Source organism: Virgibacillus sp. Bac332 (genome assembly GCF_003667785.1).
In the GTDB taxonomy this organism is placed as follows: domain Bacteria; phylum Bacillota; class Bacilli; order Bacillales; family Amphibacillaceae; genus Virgibacillus; species Virgibacillus salarius.
In genome coordinates, this window is record NZ_CP033046.1 from 3,585,634 (window position 1) to 3,600,080 (window position 14,447).

Sequence of the window (14,447 nt, forward strand, 5' to 3'; positions counted from 1 at the left end):
CTAGGGGCTTACTGACAGTTATATGCGGGAGAACAAAACGCAAGCGCCCATTTAAAAACGTAGCGAATGGAGCGATTCAACGGAGATAAAGGAATCACGGTAAGCTTACGAACAGATGATGACTTTATATCGTAAGGCGATTCGTGAAGTCGCCACCGTTTCTCAGCGCTGGAGCTGGACACCGCACAACATGCCCACATTTATACATATGGACTGTTATAATTTCCTAGAGTATAAAAAAGTACAAGTCTTCGTAGACTTGCACTTTACGTAATACTTTATTCTTTTTCTTCATTCTTTTCTTTGTCTCGCTCTTCCTTCAAATCAAAATATGCATCTAAAATCCGGGTTCCAATCATATGATTAATCTTATAGGAGGTACCCTTGCCTGTATCTGGTGCTATAATCGCAAATGCCATCTCTGGCTCGTCATATGGTGCATAACCGACAAGAGATAGATTTTCTGTCTCCGCTAACTTTTTGCCATCTTTATACACTTCATTTTGCGCCGTACCAGTCTTCCCTACAGCGTTATAATCTTTACTATGGTAGTACCCATAACCAGTTCCTCCTGGCTCCTGGAACACTCTCCGAAAACCTTCCTGCACACGATCTATATAGGATTGATCCATTTGAACACGGTTCAAGATATCCGTGTTCTCACTACGATAGATGGATCCAAGATCCTTACCTGATTTACTTGGTTCACGAATTTCCTTTAGAAAATGCGGACGAACTCGATAGCCATCATTGGCAATCGTCGACACATATTGAGCTAATTGCATCGTGGTATACGTATCATACTGTCCAATAGCAAAGTCCATTAAAAGTCCTGCTCGATTCATCGAATCCCCTTCAAAGCCAACACTTTCATAAGGAAAATCAATACCAGTCTTCACGCCTAAACCAAATTGCTGGAAATAGTTACGCATTTTCTGCCAAGCTTCCGTATTAAACGACGCTTTACTTCCATTTGGGAAGGGATAGCGATTCTCTCCCCCCATTTTTAATGCGATATAAAACATGTAGACGTTGGACGAGCGTTTCAACGCATCCTGATCATCGACTACCCCAATATAGTTGCTGTGGGAACCTTTTTTCGGGGTACCTGAAATTTTTATCGGACTGTCATTAAATCTTTGTCCAGGTGAGATCACGCCTGATTCTAAGCCTGCAAGTACAGTTGCACCCTTTACAATGGAACCAGGGCGATGCGCATCATACAACGTCTTGTATGCAGCGTTACTGTATTCATTTCCATCTCTGGTTTGTCCACTAACCGCTAATAATTCACCTGTTTGTGGATTCATAACAACGGCAAGTGCATCCTTTAAATATTTATTGTCATAGGGATGGCTCTGAACGGCTGCTTTTAATTCCTCTCGTACTATTTTATCCACTTCTTCCTGGAATTCCATATCGATAGATAGAACTAAATCCTTACCTCGGCTACCCTCAACGACCGTTTCCGTTCCAACAACTTTACCTGTTTTAGTAGTCGTGTACTGAATTTGCTCCTTTGTTCCTCGTAATACGTCCTCATAATATTCCTCCAGTCCACTCTTTCCAACCCGATCATTACGACTGTAACCTCTTGTTAGGTAATATTGCTCTTTTTCTGCCAAGATCCCTTGCTCTTGTGTTGTAATAGTACCTAGTAAGCTGTTGATCGTCTCACCGAAAGGATAGTCCCTATTCCAGTCAGTCGTTGCATTAACTCCAGGTAGAACATCCAAGTGCTCAGAAACTTTAGCATATTCCTCTGCGGTGACATCGTCATTTTTAACTATTTGCGGCGTAAGCGAATATGCTTTATCTAATTCTTTTTTAATTGCAATTACTTCAAGCTCCTGTTTCGAAAAACCGGAGATTTCATCTTTTGTAATTCGATCTAGAATCGTATTATACTGTTCAGCATTATCTAAATCTGCTGCTTCTTTTTCAGATAAGCGATTGTCAGCTTCTTCCTTATTTTTTAAGTACCAATACTCTTTTTTATTGCGCTCTGTTAATTTATCAAGGTATTTTTTTTCATCATCCATGGAAATATACTTCGACAATTTTTCAGCAACTTCTAATCGATCTTCTGCCTGCGTTCCTTTTGCAGGTGTATACGTGATCGAATACAATGGTTTATTGTCTACAATAACATTATGGTTACTATCATATATTTTACCTCTGGGAACGGGTATCTTTGTTGTATCCTTTACCGTTCGATCAATTTCTTCCTGAAAAGCTTCACCGTTTAAAATCTGTACAACTCCTAATTGTAAAATAAGCACTGTAAACATTAGAAACACAACAAAAAACAATATGTTAATTCGGAAGGGAAGTTGCGTTTTTTTCTTTTTTTTCTTATTCCCCATTATCTCTCCCCCATACGAAATTAGATTTATTTTAAACCTTATTCATTATATCATTTATCCCTCTTTATTTTCATCCATTTATCTATTTTTTTCGTCTGTTAATTGCTCTTTAATTAATACTTCTTTTTTTGGCTTACTTCCTAAGTAGATGTTCTTGACGGATAAATAGATAAAAATATGCCCAGCACCAAAAACGGCTAATATATATGGGATTGCCTTTTCAGCTGGAAAAATAGAAACAGCAATTAAAAAAACAGAAATGGAAGTAATTCTTCCGATATTGACAAACATTTCTCTGACAACGATATACTCCACACGTAACTCTTTTGCCTTCCATGCTTTTCCTATTACATCATAGGTTAAAGAGACATATGGTATGGTAATGATTGGGTAAGCGATCCCAATGCAAATTGCATATATAATTAGCTGTGCATAGCTAATCTCAAAAATAATAATTGTAATAGAGAAATACAGGATAAGACTCCCGATAAGGATAGCTTTTTTTCTCATGGAAGGCTTGATAACTTTCGTCCCAATAAAATAAAAAACAAAGGATAAGCCAGAGAACACTAGATTGAACATCCCTAATGAAAATTCACTTTGTGTAATCAAAAACACCCATATGGAGATAACAAAGGCAAATATCCCTTCTCTTAATCCTTGAAAAATATGTGCATTCAATATACGATTCCAATTTTTGTTATGTGATCGTTCAGCTAATACCCGTCGAAAATAAAAGCTTCCTTCTGCCTTTCTCCTTGCCAAAAAGAAACTACAGATAACTGCGCAAATGAACAAAATAAAAGAAATCGTAAAAATTGTTGTATATCCGATATTTGCTTCCAAATTAGCAATAATAGTCCCAGCTAATAACGGTCCAATCATTCCACCAAAGGATTGAAGCACTCCTAAAAATCCATTAAAAAAGTCCCTAGTCTCTGGCTCAGTAATCTCAAATGTAAGTACATTAAATGCTAGCCAATAGAAACCATAACCAATACCAAGAAGACTACCTAGCATAAAATTATAGTACGATGCTTTTTCAGCAATAATTAATACACTCAAAAAAAAGAGAGATAAAAAAATTACCCCTAAACGTAATACAATAACTCGATCCACTTTCTTAGCTAATTTTCCAGCCACAATAAACGTCAATGGTTGAAAAATATAAATGGCTAAATTATATACAGCAATGGTTATATAATCCCCTGATTGCTTCCACAAGTATATATTTACAAATGTATTGGATAAAAATATTCCTAAAGAATATAGTCCACCAATAACAAGTAAAAACAATAAATCCTTATCAATGTCTAATTTCCCCTGATAAAGTGATAGGCTTTTTCGCATATTCCATACTCCTTTTCAAGTCATTAATAGTTTGAACAAATGAGTAACAGATATGCAAAGAAGCCTTAATTAAAGATAAGGATATAACAATCTATTCATAAGCTTACATTCATCATTTCTTGACAATTATAGATAAAAAAAGGCATATGAAGAAATCGAATCCCCCACATGCCTTTTCTATTGAATTATTTTTGTTATTTCGCTTCATTATAGTTTTTCGTTACTTGATCCCAATTAATAACATTCCAGAAAGCTGAAATGTAATCTGGGCGTTTATTTTGATATTTAAGATAGTAAGCGTGCTCCCAAACATCAAGACCTAATAAAGGTTTTTTCCCTTCCATTATCGGCGAGTCTTGATTAGGTGTACTCATTATTTCTAATTCTTCATTATTTAAAACTAACCATGCCCAACCTGATCCGAAGCGTCCTGCTGCAGCATTAGCAAATTCTTCTTTGAATTTATCAAAGCTGCCAAACTTTTCATTAATTTTATCAGCAAGCTCACCAGTTGGTTCGCCACCACCATTAGGTGATAATACTTTCCAGAACAGACTATGGTTTGCATGGCCGCCACCATTATTACGTACGGCAGTCCGCGCGCTTTCCGGAACAGCATCTAGATTACTTATTAGCTCTTCAACAGATTTATTCTGAAGATCAGCATGTCCTTCTAAAGCACCGTTTAGTTTCGTTACATACGTATTATGATGCTTTGTATGGTGAATGTTCATGGTTTCTTTATCAATAGTAGGTTCTAGTGCATCGTAAGCATAAGGTAGTTCAGGTAATTCAAATTTTGCCATTATAACTTCCTCCTAATAAAATTATTTTATTAAAAAGGATCGAATATTCACCCTTTTAAAGCAAGATTATCAAAGCTACTATACTGATGCAAATTATATGCATGCATTTTTTTACCAAATTATAAAAAGCGTTATTTTCTTGAGAAAATAAAAAAACAAGCCACCGCTTGTTTGAATGGTGGCTCGGGACGGAATCGAACCGCCGACACAGGGATTTTCAGTCCCTTGCTCTACCGACTGAGCTACCGAGCCTAAATCTACTCTAAATATGTATGGAGGAGGTAGAGGGATTCGAACCCCCGCGGGCTGTTACACCCCTGGCGGTTTTCAAGACCGCTCCCTTCAGCCAGACTTGGGTATACCTCCAAATAATTTTATGGTGGACCCTGCAGGACTCGAACCTGCGACCGATCGGTTATGAGCCGATAGCTCTGACCAACTGAGCTAAGGGTCCTTCTCATTTTAAAATTGTTTATGGGGCGACCGGTGGGGATCGAACCCACGAATGCCGGAGCCACAATCCGGTGCGTTAACCACTTCGCCACGACCGCCATGCTTCAGATTTCAGATTAATTGTTATATTATGGTGGCGGCGGAGGGGATCGAACCCCCGACCTCACGGGTATGAACCGTACGCTCTCGCCAGCTGAGCTACACCGCCAAATTGGCTCCACAGGTAGGATTCGAACCTACGACCGATCGGTTAACAGCCGATAGCTCTACCACTGAGCTACTGTGGAATGTTATCGTGACTACCTTCAACGAATTATAGCGACAAGATATAATTTACCATGTTCAACAACATCTGTCAATATTTTTTTCAAAAAATCATAATCGCAATTTCTTATGTATGTATCGCTGTTAAAACGACAATATTTACTATAGCATCTTATCAAAGGTTTTTCAATACAAAATTTAAAGTTAGAAAATTTTAATTTTAATTCCTTTATTAATTAGTAAATACTACCTTATAACTTGTAAAGTAACTCCTGTGTTTGTGTGAGCAGACGTAACGCTGAGTCACCTCTTGAAAACCATACTACAGGGGCCGGAAGTCACCCGTTTTTCTACAGAATTTTCCTAACAGAACTTCACGAAATAACTCCCCTTCACTTAACTCACCATGGATAAGTGAACGGCTTTCTTCAAGTTCCGGTTGAATAATGCTTGTTCACACAGATTTTCTTTTCCGCAAACGACAATGACGTAGCTCTTGCAGTTCATTTGAATTTGAGATAGCTAACTTCTACTTAGTATAAAAAACAACTGTCAGAAAGCATTTCCGACAGTTGTTAAACTAAACATACGTTATTATTATTCACCTAATACTTCTTCAGCAATGTTAACCGCATGGTCTCCAATTCGCTCTAAATTGCTAATGATATCAACAAAAACAATTCCAGCTGATCCAGTACATTTACCTTCATTCATACGAATGATATGTTTCTTTCGGAAATTCCTTTCCATTTTATCAATTTTATCTTCTTTTTGAATCACAGCTAGTGCCTCTTCTCTGTCCATACTTTGGAGAGATTCAACGGCTTGTTTTACTGTTGACGTTGTTAATTCAAACATTTCATTTAGATCTTCCTGAGCATGATTGGTTAATTGAACTTTATTAGACATTTTATAATCAATTAATTCGACAATATTTTCAAAATGATCGCCTATTCTTTCGATATCTCGAACGGAGTCAAGGAGTGCGGAATGTTTCGCACTTTCTATTTCCGTAAGTGATTCTGCCGATAGTTCTACAAGATAATCTGTTATTTTTCGGTCCAGATTATTTAAAGCCCCTTCTATTTGCATAGCCATTTCGGAATGCTTAGAAAGTTGTGTATTTAAATATTTATTTGTTTCTTCTAAGCCTTTATAAGCATATTCACCCATGCGAATCACTTCTGCTTTCGCCTGATCTAATGCCAAGGTCGATGATTGCTGAATAAATATCGGATCTAAGTGTTGTGGTTTATACTCTACAATTGTATCTTCACCTGGAATAATCCTAGTAACTAACCAAGCTAAAGCGCCTATAAATGGAAATTGAATGATCGTATTTGTAATATTAAAGGTCCCATGAGCAAACGCAATTGTCATCTCCGGGTTCAAGTTAAACTGTCCTTGTAAAAACGTAACAATTTGCGTAAAAACTCCAAGTAGGAGTAAAAAGATGGTAGCTCCAACTAAATTAAAGATTACATGAGTATACGCTGCTCGTTTTGCAGCAACAGTTGCACCTAGAGATGCTAGCACTGCAGTTATTGTCGTTCCTAAGTTATCTCCAAAAAGAACGGGTATGGCTGCCTTTAGTTCTATTGCTCCTTCAGCAAATAGACCTTGTAAAATACCTATTGTGGCACTTGAACTCTGTACAACAACGGTAAAGACAGTACCGATAACTACACCAAGAACTGGGTTTTCACTCATATTAACGGTTAATTCATGAAATGCTTCTAGTGTACGCAATGGCTTCATACCACTACTCATTAATTCTAATCCAAAGAATAATGCACCAAATCCAAAGATTGCTTGTCCAACTGCATTAACTTTCTGACTTTTAAAGAAAAATAATAGAAAACACCCTACAGCAATGATCGGTAGCGCATAAGCACCAATATCAATACCTATTATAAATGCAGTAACTGTTGTACCTATATTAGCACCCATAATTACACCAATTGCTTGTCTTAACGTCATAAAGCCTGCGTTTACTAGACCGACTGTTAAGACAGTAGTACCAGAGCTACTTTGAATTAAAACCGTAACGATAATACCAGCTAATACCCCCATAAATGGGTTACTTGTAAAGCGATCCAGTATATCTCTAAGACGATCCCCTGCTGACTTTTGTAACCCTTCTCCCATAAACTTTATACCAAGAAGGAAAATACCCAGTCCGCCGATAAATTCAAATATCAGTTTTTGAACATCAATTTCCAAAATTTATACCTACCCTTCCATTCATGTTGAATCTTGTCACACCATACCAATATTAATTATATATAAACTTTTTGTAAAGGTTTAAAAGGTATATTTAACATTAAATTTACATTCAGCTACATTTAATAGATCTTTTTAGTATTTACTACTTCATGCTTTCCATGCGATGAACAAATAAACAAAAAGAACACAAGCGCTAGCGCCCGATTAGAAACGTAGCGACTGGAGCGAGTTAATGGAGATAAAGAAATCACGGTGAGCTTGCGAGTCGATGATGACTTAGCTTAGGGCGATTCGTGAATTCGCCTCGTTTCTGGGCGCTGGAGCTCGACGCGGCTCATCACGCACATCTTTTGGACTTTGGCTTGTTTGGGAGCCTTGTCCGTCTACAGAGCCTTGGTATCAGATTTCTGTTCGTCGAGCCAAGATTTTGATACACGCTTCCTTCAGCCTTCACCTCACGATAAACACCTTTGCGGTTCTCTAGTGGTTGGTTGATGTGTACCCTCACAGCGGACTTTCACCACCTAGATAGTCGCCATGCCTGGCGCACAAATAAAAAAGATAATCTTTCTAAGATTATCTAAAATCTTGTCGATTATCTTCACGTTCAGCAACTAACCATTTATTATTTCAACTAAAATTTTCGTTCCGTCGACTTGAACTACTTTTACTTTTGTATCTTTACTAATCCACTGACCATTTGACACAGCACTATAGTCCTTTTGTTCAATGCGAATCGTTCCTACCGGTCGTAAATCGTTTAGTGTTACTCCCACTTTATTTAAAAGTTGTTCATAGCTTTGATTCATGGAATTATAGCCTGCTTCCTTCGTAAGTTGATCTGTTAAGGTTAATTTATTCCACATATCTCTTCTTTTAAATACCTTTAAGAAAAAGAATGAAGCTCCGCCACCTAGCAGTACACCAAGCACAGCATATAAACCAGAAGCTAAATTAGGCGCAGGCAACGCTACTGCTGTTAACATACAAGCTAATCCAATCGTAGCAAGTGTTCCATCATTTAATAATTTTCCATCAATAATGATAAGTAATAATCCTACAAAATAAATAATAAGCATAATAATGAACGAGCCTGTTTCAACATAGGCACCAAAATATACCGTAATAAAACCTATACCTAATAACGCAAAAATTCCACGCATATTAACAAGCACTTCGCCAATTAAAAACAAGGTAGCAAAACCAGTAATAATGATTCCAATCCATTCCAAATCAAAAACACTCAAAAAAACTCCCCCTCTCTCCTATAGTACGTATATACGTAAAACAGCAATGATTTGTTTCATAATAAGGAGTAGATCTGATGAATTTCCTAAAAAAAGCAGCCATTTGGTTTATTATTTTCTTGTTTCTTTCAAGCGTTTATAAGGATATTTCAAATGTACAGACAACACCGTTCCAAGAAAAAGAATCTGAAGTGTTACATACAGATTACCATGTCACACCGATAAAAGTCCAAACAGGGGATACTGTTCTAAGTATAGTTGAAGAAATAAATAAACATCAGTTAAATAGGTTGAATATTGAAAAAGTTTTAATTGATTTTCAAGTTATTAATCCAAAGACAGATCCATATCAACTTGAAATTGGGAATTTTTATTACTTTCCCATTTACGATTAAAACATAATAAAAGTCAAGGAGCCGAAATAACGCTTTTCTCTTCTAGAGAATCTCCTGTGCTTTTTTGCAAGTCTTTCCTGTCAATATTACGAATGCAACTAGTACGTTTTTCTGAATAAGCGACAATAACTCACCCTTGCTTGCGTTTCGAACAATTTACTCCAATCTCCTACTATAAAATACATACAGCGGATAAGAAGAGCTATATTCTAAATAAAGATGGGCTGCCGAGATACTTTCTCGACAGCCTGAAAGGGCTGAGATAGCCCTTTGTCTACACAAACGGTAATACAAAAAGGGTAATTAAGATAGAGATTGCCCCACCTGCAATGGCAATATTCCCTAATGTATCCGCTCCACGACTTCTCGACATGAACCCGAGAATGATACCGGCAGCGCCAAAAATTACCGGCCAAATAAAGAACGAAATAACGGATAATGCGATCCCAACCCAACCGAATGTTGAATTTATATCCGTATCATTATCTGTAACATCTGGATCGTAATCATCTGCAGTCATTTCTGCAGCAAATTCTTCGTCTCTAGAACTGTCAGGTTCAATTCCAACGAAATCTTCATTTTTTCTCTGCTCACCATAATTCGGAGCTCTTTCTACATCCTTCATTCCATTATTTGGATACTGATCCATAGTCCGAGACCTCCTTTTTCTAAATAATGAGGTGCATCTTTAGGATATGGAATTTCACATAAATTAATGGTGTTATTTAATGGAAGGGAGAATTTATGGGAGACAAGTTGATTTTTTTATTTTTGCGCATACAGTAAAAGAGTATATAAAAAGGGGAGTATTTTTAAAATGTCCAATTTTATAAAAGAAATGATTCGTAGGAAGTTAGCACAATTAACAGCTCCGGAATTACTTCATTATAGTAATCAATATGGTTTTTCATTATCAAATAATGAAGCTCAGCAAATTATTACGTATTTGAAGAAAAATAATGTAGATCCATTTTCTTCACATGGAAGAGAAAAGATGCTTCGAGATCTAGCTCTTATTACGGATCAAGCAACTGCAAAAAAAGCCCAAAAGTTATTTAATGAATTAATTAAATCTTACGGGCTCGGTCATTTATTTGAGTAAGGAATAATACTTTCGTACTATTCCTTACTCTTTTACTTTTTCTGCAAACACGCTAATGGCTTCATTTATAACAACAACTTCAAGATTGGAGGAGCTTGTCTTTTAATCCTTCATCAAATTTACCCGCTCTTATCATGTCAATTTCAAATTTGTATGGTGCTTTCTTATTCTTTTTATCTTCACCCACATATGGAGTCTCTAAAATTTTTGGTAATTGTTCTAATTGGGGGTGTTTAATGACATGCAACAATGCATCGAAACCGATATGTCCGAAGCCAATGTTTTCATGACGGTCTTTATGAGCTCCTACTGGATTTTTACTGTCATTTACATGTACTACCTTTATTCGGTCAATTCCAATAATCTTATCAAACTCGTTTAGAACACCATCAAAATCATGAACAACATCGTAACCACCATCATGAATATGACATGTATCCATGCATATTGAAAGCTTCTCATTATGGGTAACACCATCAATTATTTTGGCTAATTCATCAAATGTTCTCCCAACTTCCGAACCTTTTCCTGCCATAGTTTCCAAAGCTATTTGTACCTCTTGATTGTTGTTAAGTACTTCGTTCAACCCTTTAATGATTTGTTTAATTCCCACCTCTGCACCTGCACCAACATGTGCACCTGGATGTAATACTATCTGTTTGGCTCCTAACGCTTCTGTTCGCTCCATTTCATTCCTAAGGAAATTCACGCCTAAATCAAACGTTTCATTCTTGACAGAATTTCCAATATTGATGATGTATGGAGCATGTACTACAATATCTTTCATACCATGATGATCCATATGGTCTTTACCCGCAGCAATATTTAATTCCTCAATTGGTTTCCTTCGCGTATTTTGAGGAGCACCGGTATAAATCATAAACGTATTAGCACCATAGGAGGCAGCTTCTTCAGAAGAGCCTAATAACATTTTCTTACCACTCATCGATACGTGTGATCCTATTTTCAACATCCCTTACACCTCTTTACAAAATCCTACTTTTTATATTTCTTCTTAGTCAATTGTTTTTTAATGGTTTCTTGTTGCTTTTTCATTTTTTTCTTATAGCCCGGTTTGACTTTCTTCGACTTTTTAACTCTTCTCCATGCTTGCTTATCTACTTCCGTTGAACTTTTGGTTCGTAACGAACGTTGATTCCAAGACTTCGCTTCATGCCATTCACCATCTCGAACATCCATGTACGTAAAGGGTAGGCCCTTCTGTTCTAATTTATCGATAAGTTTGAGATCTTCTTCTGTATAAATACTGATTGCAGTTCCTTCCAATCCTGCTCTTGCTGTTCTTCCAACCCGATGAACATAAAATTCTTCTTCTTTAGGTAGCTGTGCATTGATAACATGACTAACTCCTTTTATGTCAATCCCTCTTGAAGCCAGATCCGTAGCGACAATATACTGATATCTTAGATTTTGAATTTCCTTTAATACACGCTTTCTCTCCCTTGGAGGTAGACCACCATGAATAAGCCCGACAGCCAAGCCTTTTTCTTGTAGTGCCGCAGCTAAGTCATTTGCTTTTTCTTTTCCATTCGTAAATATAATTGCCAAATACGGATGGATGGTTTTAGAAATTTCATGGATAATCGATGCTTCGTCCCGATGCTTCAAATAAATTAATCGATGCTCCATGGTTTCTGGGGAAAAATCATCCTCAATTTTCACATACACTGGATTATCCAAATACTTTTTGAAAAAATGCTGTAATCGTTGAGGAATAGTCGCAGAAAAGACCAGTAACTGGATCCTTGGATGGCATCGGATTAATAGCTGGTCTACTTCATGAATAAATCCTAAATCAAGCATCAGATCTGCTTCATCAATAACAAAGGATGTTGCTGAATAGATGGAAAGAGCCTCTTCTTTTACCAGATCAAGAATTCGGCCAGGTGTCCCGACTACAATATGAGGTGGTTCTTTCAATTTTTCCATCATTTTTTGCTTATCCGTACCACCTACAAGCAGCTTAGCTGTCCATACATTTTCCTTCTCTGCATAATGAATTATCTTCCTTACTTCTTCATAAAGCTGTGTAGCCAATTCTCTAGTAGGCGCAGTAATTACCATCTGCACCTCCTTTTTCTCTTCCTGCAACCCATTTAGTAATGGAAGTAAAAAAGCGTGCGACTTTCCTGAGCCAGTACGCGATTGTCCAACCACACTATTTCCTTGAAGCACTTTAGGAATAACCTGTTGTTGAATTTCCGTAGGGACTTTAAACTTTAATTTATTAATAACCTGTTCCATAATTGGACTAAATTTAAATTCTTGAAATTGTTTGCTCATTTCTAACGTACTCCTTTAACCATTCCAAATTTAGATAAACTGAAATGGGTCTGTATTCGTGTTGGATAGAATAATATTAACGTCATGCAGTTTTTCCTCTAGGTACGTTTTTACAGATTGCTTCATGACTTTTTCCATATAATGTCCTGGATCAATCACTGCTAAGCCCATTTGCCATGCATCCTGCGCAGTATGAAAAGTCATATCACCAGTGATATAAACATCAGCTCCTTTTTTCTTGGCTTGATGAATGTATTTTTCACCACTACCTCCAAGCACTGCCACTATCTTTACTGGTTTTGATAAATCTCCAGTTACTCGGAGCTGAGATACCTCTAATTTTACTTTTATCATCTTACAAAATTCCTCTAACGTCATCGTACGATCTAATTCCCCAATACGACCAATACCAATCCTGTCACCCTCATTTTCTAATGGAAAAATATCATAGGCTACTTCTTCATAAGGATGTGCCTTTTCCATTTCTTTTAAAACAGCTGACAATATCCCTTCTGGAACAATCGTTTCTAGTTTTACTTCGTCAACATATTCTAGTTTCCCTTTTGTACCAATGAATGGATTTGTTCCGTCTAAAGGGTTGAACGTTCCTTGTCCTTGTGTTTTAAATGTACAGTGGCTATACTCGCCGATATGTCCAGCACCAGCTTCTGAAATAGCTTCTCTAACTTGTTCTTCATGTGTATTGGGTACATAAATAGCGAGTTTAAGTAATTTTTTGGCTTTTTCATCAAGTAGTACCCTACGCGATTGTAAATCAAGCACACTGCATAACGTATCATTAACTCCACCGCTGGCAACGTCTAAATTTGTATGTGCAGCGTAAACGGTAATATCATATTTAATTAGTTTTTGTAAGATACGTCCAGAAGGGGAATCGTAGTTAACTTGTTTTAACGGCTTAAATAATAAAGGATGATGCGCAATAATTAAATTGACATCCTTTTCTATCGCTTCATCTACAACGCGCTCTAGCACGTCTAATGTTATCATTATTTTTTTTACTGGTTTATTCGCAGATCCTATCTGTAGGCCAACATTATCCCACTCATAAGCTAAAGACTTAGGTGCTAGATCTTCTATTATTTTAAAAACATCATTCATCATGATCTGTTGTTTCATTAGTGACCTCCTCCATCCAGTCTTTTTCTTTTTCAAACAAACTAATTTTTTTACGATTATTACTATCTTTAGCTAACTTCATTTGTTTAATAATCCGTTCTAGCTTATTTGCCTCAAACCTCCATTTTCGATAAAATGCTTCCGGTTTCTTCTGCAAAAGAATTGGTCCAAATAAAAGCTGCTTTGTATCCAGTTTATCATGTATCGAAGTATCATTCGATGATCGGGTAGCAGATATAATTTCATAGAAATGATCATTTTCCTCGATTAAATCCTCATCGGCTATACCATAACCATTGTTTATTAGCCATTCTCTAACTGAGCGTGCATCCACATTTGGTTGTGCAATGATTTGCTCAGTATATTCAAGTTTTGCTTTTCCTTCATTTAAAATAGTTGTTATTAATGTTCCACCCATCCCAGCTATTACAATCTGCTTTGCTTCTTTTGCTTCTAATACTTCCAAGCCATTGCCTAGACGTACATCCACCCTATCACCAAGTTCAAAGTGTCTAACCGTATCTTTCGCACTTTGAAAGGGGCCTTCGTTTACCTCGCCAGCTATTGCTTTGGCTGTTTTATCTTTTTGACATACAAAGCACGGTAAATAAGCGTGATCTGAACCGATATCTGCAAAGTATGCACGCTTTGGAAGAAACGAGGCTACTCGTTTTAATCGTTTCGATATATTAAACTGCGTCATCGTATCGCCACTTTCATTCGTTTTATCGGTTAAAAAGAAAAGCTTTCTGTTTAACAGCAGAAAGCTTCGCTTTTTACGTATATCATTGTTT

Annotated in this window: 12 protein-coding genes and 6 tRNA genes; 2 read left to right on the top strand and 16 right to left on the bottom strand. The window is 36.8% G+C overall.

Annotated features, from left to right (window positions below; all coding sequences use genetic code 11):
* Positions 1-278: 278 nt before the first annotated feature.
* The 11 genes from D9782_RS17215 to D9782_RS17265 form a co-directional block, all read right to left on the bottom strand.
* The gene (locus tag D9782_RS17215) at positions 279-2,366 is read right to left on the bottom strand and encodes a peptidoglycan D,D-transpeptidase FtsI family protein (protein WP_121605267.1); all 2,088 of its coding nucleotides are present in this window, start codon (positions 2,364-2,366) and stop codon (positions 279-281) included.
* 78 nt (positions 2,367-2,444) lie between these two features.
* Complete coding sequence (locus tag D9782_RS17220) at positions 2,445-3,716, bottom strand: MFS transporter (RefSeq protein ID WP_026681160.1); 1,272 nt, start codon at positions 3,714-3,716, stop codon at positions 2,445-2,447.
* A gap of 194 nt (positions 3,717-3,910) precedes the next feature.
* Positions 3,911-4,522 carry a superoxide dismutase gene (locus tag D9782_RS17225; RefSeq protein WP_026681161.1) on the bottom strand — a complete coding sequence of 204 codons (612 nt, stop codon included), beginning with the start codon at positions 4,520-4,522 and terminating at the stop codon, positions 3,911-3,913.
* 176 nt (positions 4,523-4,698) lie between these two features.
* A tRNA-Phe gene (locus tag D9782_RS17230) sits at positions 4,699-4,774 on the bottom strand.
* A gap of 21 nt (positions 4,775-4,795) precedes the next feature.
* Positions 4,796-4,888 (bottom strand) — tRNA-Ser (locus D9782_RS17235).
* An 11-nt stretch (positions 4,889-4,899) separates the two neighbouring features.
* Positions 4,900-4,976: transfer RNA gene (locus D9782_RS17240), tRNA-Ile, on the bottom strand.
* 21 nt (positions 4,977-4,997) lie between these two features.
* A tRNA-His gene (locus tag D9782_RS17245) sits at positions 4,998-5,073 on the bottom strand.
* A gap of 33 nt (positions 5,074-5,106) precedes the next feature.
* Positions 5,107-5,183: transfer RNA gene (locus tag D9782_RS17250), tRNA-Met, on the bottom strand.
* 4 nt (positions 5,184-5,187) lie between these two features.
* Positions 5,188-5,262 (bottom strand) — tRNA-Asn (locus D9782_RS17255).
* Positions 5,263-5,836: 574 nt separating this feature from the next.
* Complete coding sequence (locus D9782_RS17260; protein ID WP_026681162.1) at positions 5,837-7,462, bottom strand: Na/Pi cotransporter family protein; 1,626 nt, start codon at positions 7,460-7,462, stop codon at positions 5,837-5,839.
* A gap of 617 nt (positions 7,463-8,079) precedes the next feature.
* Positions 8,080-8,712: an NfeD family protein gene (locus D9782_RS17265; protein WP_026681163.1), complete on the bottom strand. Its 633-nt coding sequence runs from the start codon at positions 8,710-8,712 to the stop codon at positions 8,080-8,082.
* Between the two features lie 77 nt (positions 8,713-8,789).
* On the opposite strand from D9782_RS17265, the gene D9782_RS17270 reads away from it, so the two are divergent.
* A complete protein-coding gene (locus D9782_RS17270; protein WP_034678965.1) occupies positions 8,790-9,107 on the top strand; it encodes a hypothetical protein in 318 nt (105 codons plus the stop codon).
* A gap of 274 nt (positions 9,108-9,381) precedes the next feature.
* Here the strand turns inward: D9782_RS17270 and D9782_RS17275 are convergent, their stop codons facing one another.
* Positions 9,382-9,756, bottom strand: a complete 375-nt coding sequence (locus tag D9782_RS17275; RefSeq protein WP_026681164.1) for a hypothetical protein — start codon at positions 9,754-9,756, stop codon at positions 9,382-9,384.
* Between the two features lie 168 nt (positions 9,757-9,924).
* Between D9782_RS17275 and D9782_RS17280 the strand changes: the two genes are divergently transcribed.
* Positions 9,925-10,209 carry a DUF2624 domain-containing protein gene (locus D9782_RS17280; RefSeq protein ID WP_026681165.1) on the top strand — a complete coding sequence of 95 codons (285 nt, stop codon included), beginning with the start codon at positions 9,925-9,927 and terminating at the stop codon, positions 10,207-10,209.
* Between the two features lie 79 nt (positions 10,210-10,288).
* On the opposite strand, the gene D9782_RS17285 is transcribed toward D9782_RS17280, so the two are convergent.
* Genes D9782_RS17285 through D9782_RS17300 form a run of 4 tightly spaced genes read right to left on the bottom strand, consistent with a single transcriptional unit; the run spans position 10,289 to position 14,356 of the window.
* Positions 10,289-11,182 carry a deoxyribonuclease IV gene (locus D9782_RS17285; RefSeq protein WP_026681166.1) on the bottom strand — a complete coding sequence of 298 codons (894 nt, stop codon included), beginning with the start codon at positions 11,180-11,182 and terminating at the stop codon, positions 10,289-10,291.
* Positions 11,183-11,205: 23 nt separating this feature from the next.
* Positions 11,206-12,513, bottom strand: a complete 1,308-nt coding sequence (locus D9782_RS17290; protein WP_026681167.1) for a DEAD/DEAH box helicase — start codon at positions 12,511-12,513, stop codon at positions 11,206-11,208.
* A gap of 30 nt (positions 12,514-12,543) precedes the next feature.
* Positions 12,544-13,653, bottom strand: coding sequence for a Nif3-like dinuclear metal center hexameric protein (locus tag D9782_RS17295; protein ID WP_121605268.1), 1,110 nt, complete (start codon positions 13,651-13,653; stop codon positions 12,544-12,546).
* Positions 13,628-14,356, bottom strand: coding sequence for a tRNA (adenine(22)-N(1))-methyltransferase (locus D9782_RS17300; protein WP_026681169.1), 729 nt, complete (start codon positions 14,354-14,356; stop codon positions 13,628-13,630). Before D9782_RS17300 ends, D9782_RS17295 begins: the two co-directional genes overlap by 26 nt.
* Between the last annotated feature and the right edge of the window lie 91 nt (positions 14,357-14,447).

Bases quoted from the DNA above. Each gene is read 5' to 3' on its own strand.
- D9782_RS17275 (WP_026681164.1), bottom strand. From the start codon at position 9,756: ATGGATCAGTATCCAAATAATGGAATGAAGGATGTAGAAAGAGCTCCG.
- D9782_RS17280 (WP_026681165.1), top strand. From the start codon at position 9,925: ATGTCCAATTTTATAAAAGAAATGATTCGTAGGAAGTTAGCACAATTA.
- D9782_RS17285 (WP_026681166.1), bottom strand. From the start codon at position 11,182: ATGTTGAAAATAGGATCACACGTATCGATGAGTGGTAAGAAAATGTTA.
- D9782_RS17225 (WP_026681161.1), bottom strand. From the start codon at position 4,522: ATGGCAAAATTTGAATTACCTGAACTACCTTATGCTTACGATGCACTA.
- D9782_RS17270 (WP_034678965.1), top strand. From the start codon at position 8,790: ATGAATTTCCTAAAAAAAGCAGCCATTTGGTTTATTATTTTCTTGTTT.
- D9782_RS17220 (WP_026681160.1), bottom strand. From the start codon at position 3,716: ATGCGAAAAAGCCTATCACTTTATCAGGGGAAATTAGACATTGATAAG.
- D9782_RS17215 (WP_121605267.1), bottom strand. From the start codon at position 2,366: ATGGGGAATAAGAAAAAAAAGAAAAAAACGCAACTTCCCTTCCGAATT.
- D9782_RS17295 (WP_121605268.1), bottom strand. From the start codon at position 13,653: ATGAAACAACAGATCATGATGAATGATGTTTTTAAAATAATAGAAGAT.
- D9782_RS17300 (WP_026681169.1), bottom strand. From the start codon at position 14,356: ATGACGCAGTTTAATATATCGAAACGATTAAAACGAGTAGCCTCGTTT.
- D9782_RS17290 (WP_026681167.1), bottom strand. From the start codon at position 12,513: ATGAGCAAACAATTTCAAGAATTTAAATTTAGTCCAATTATGGAACAG.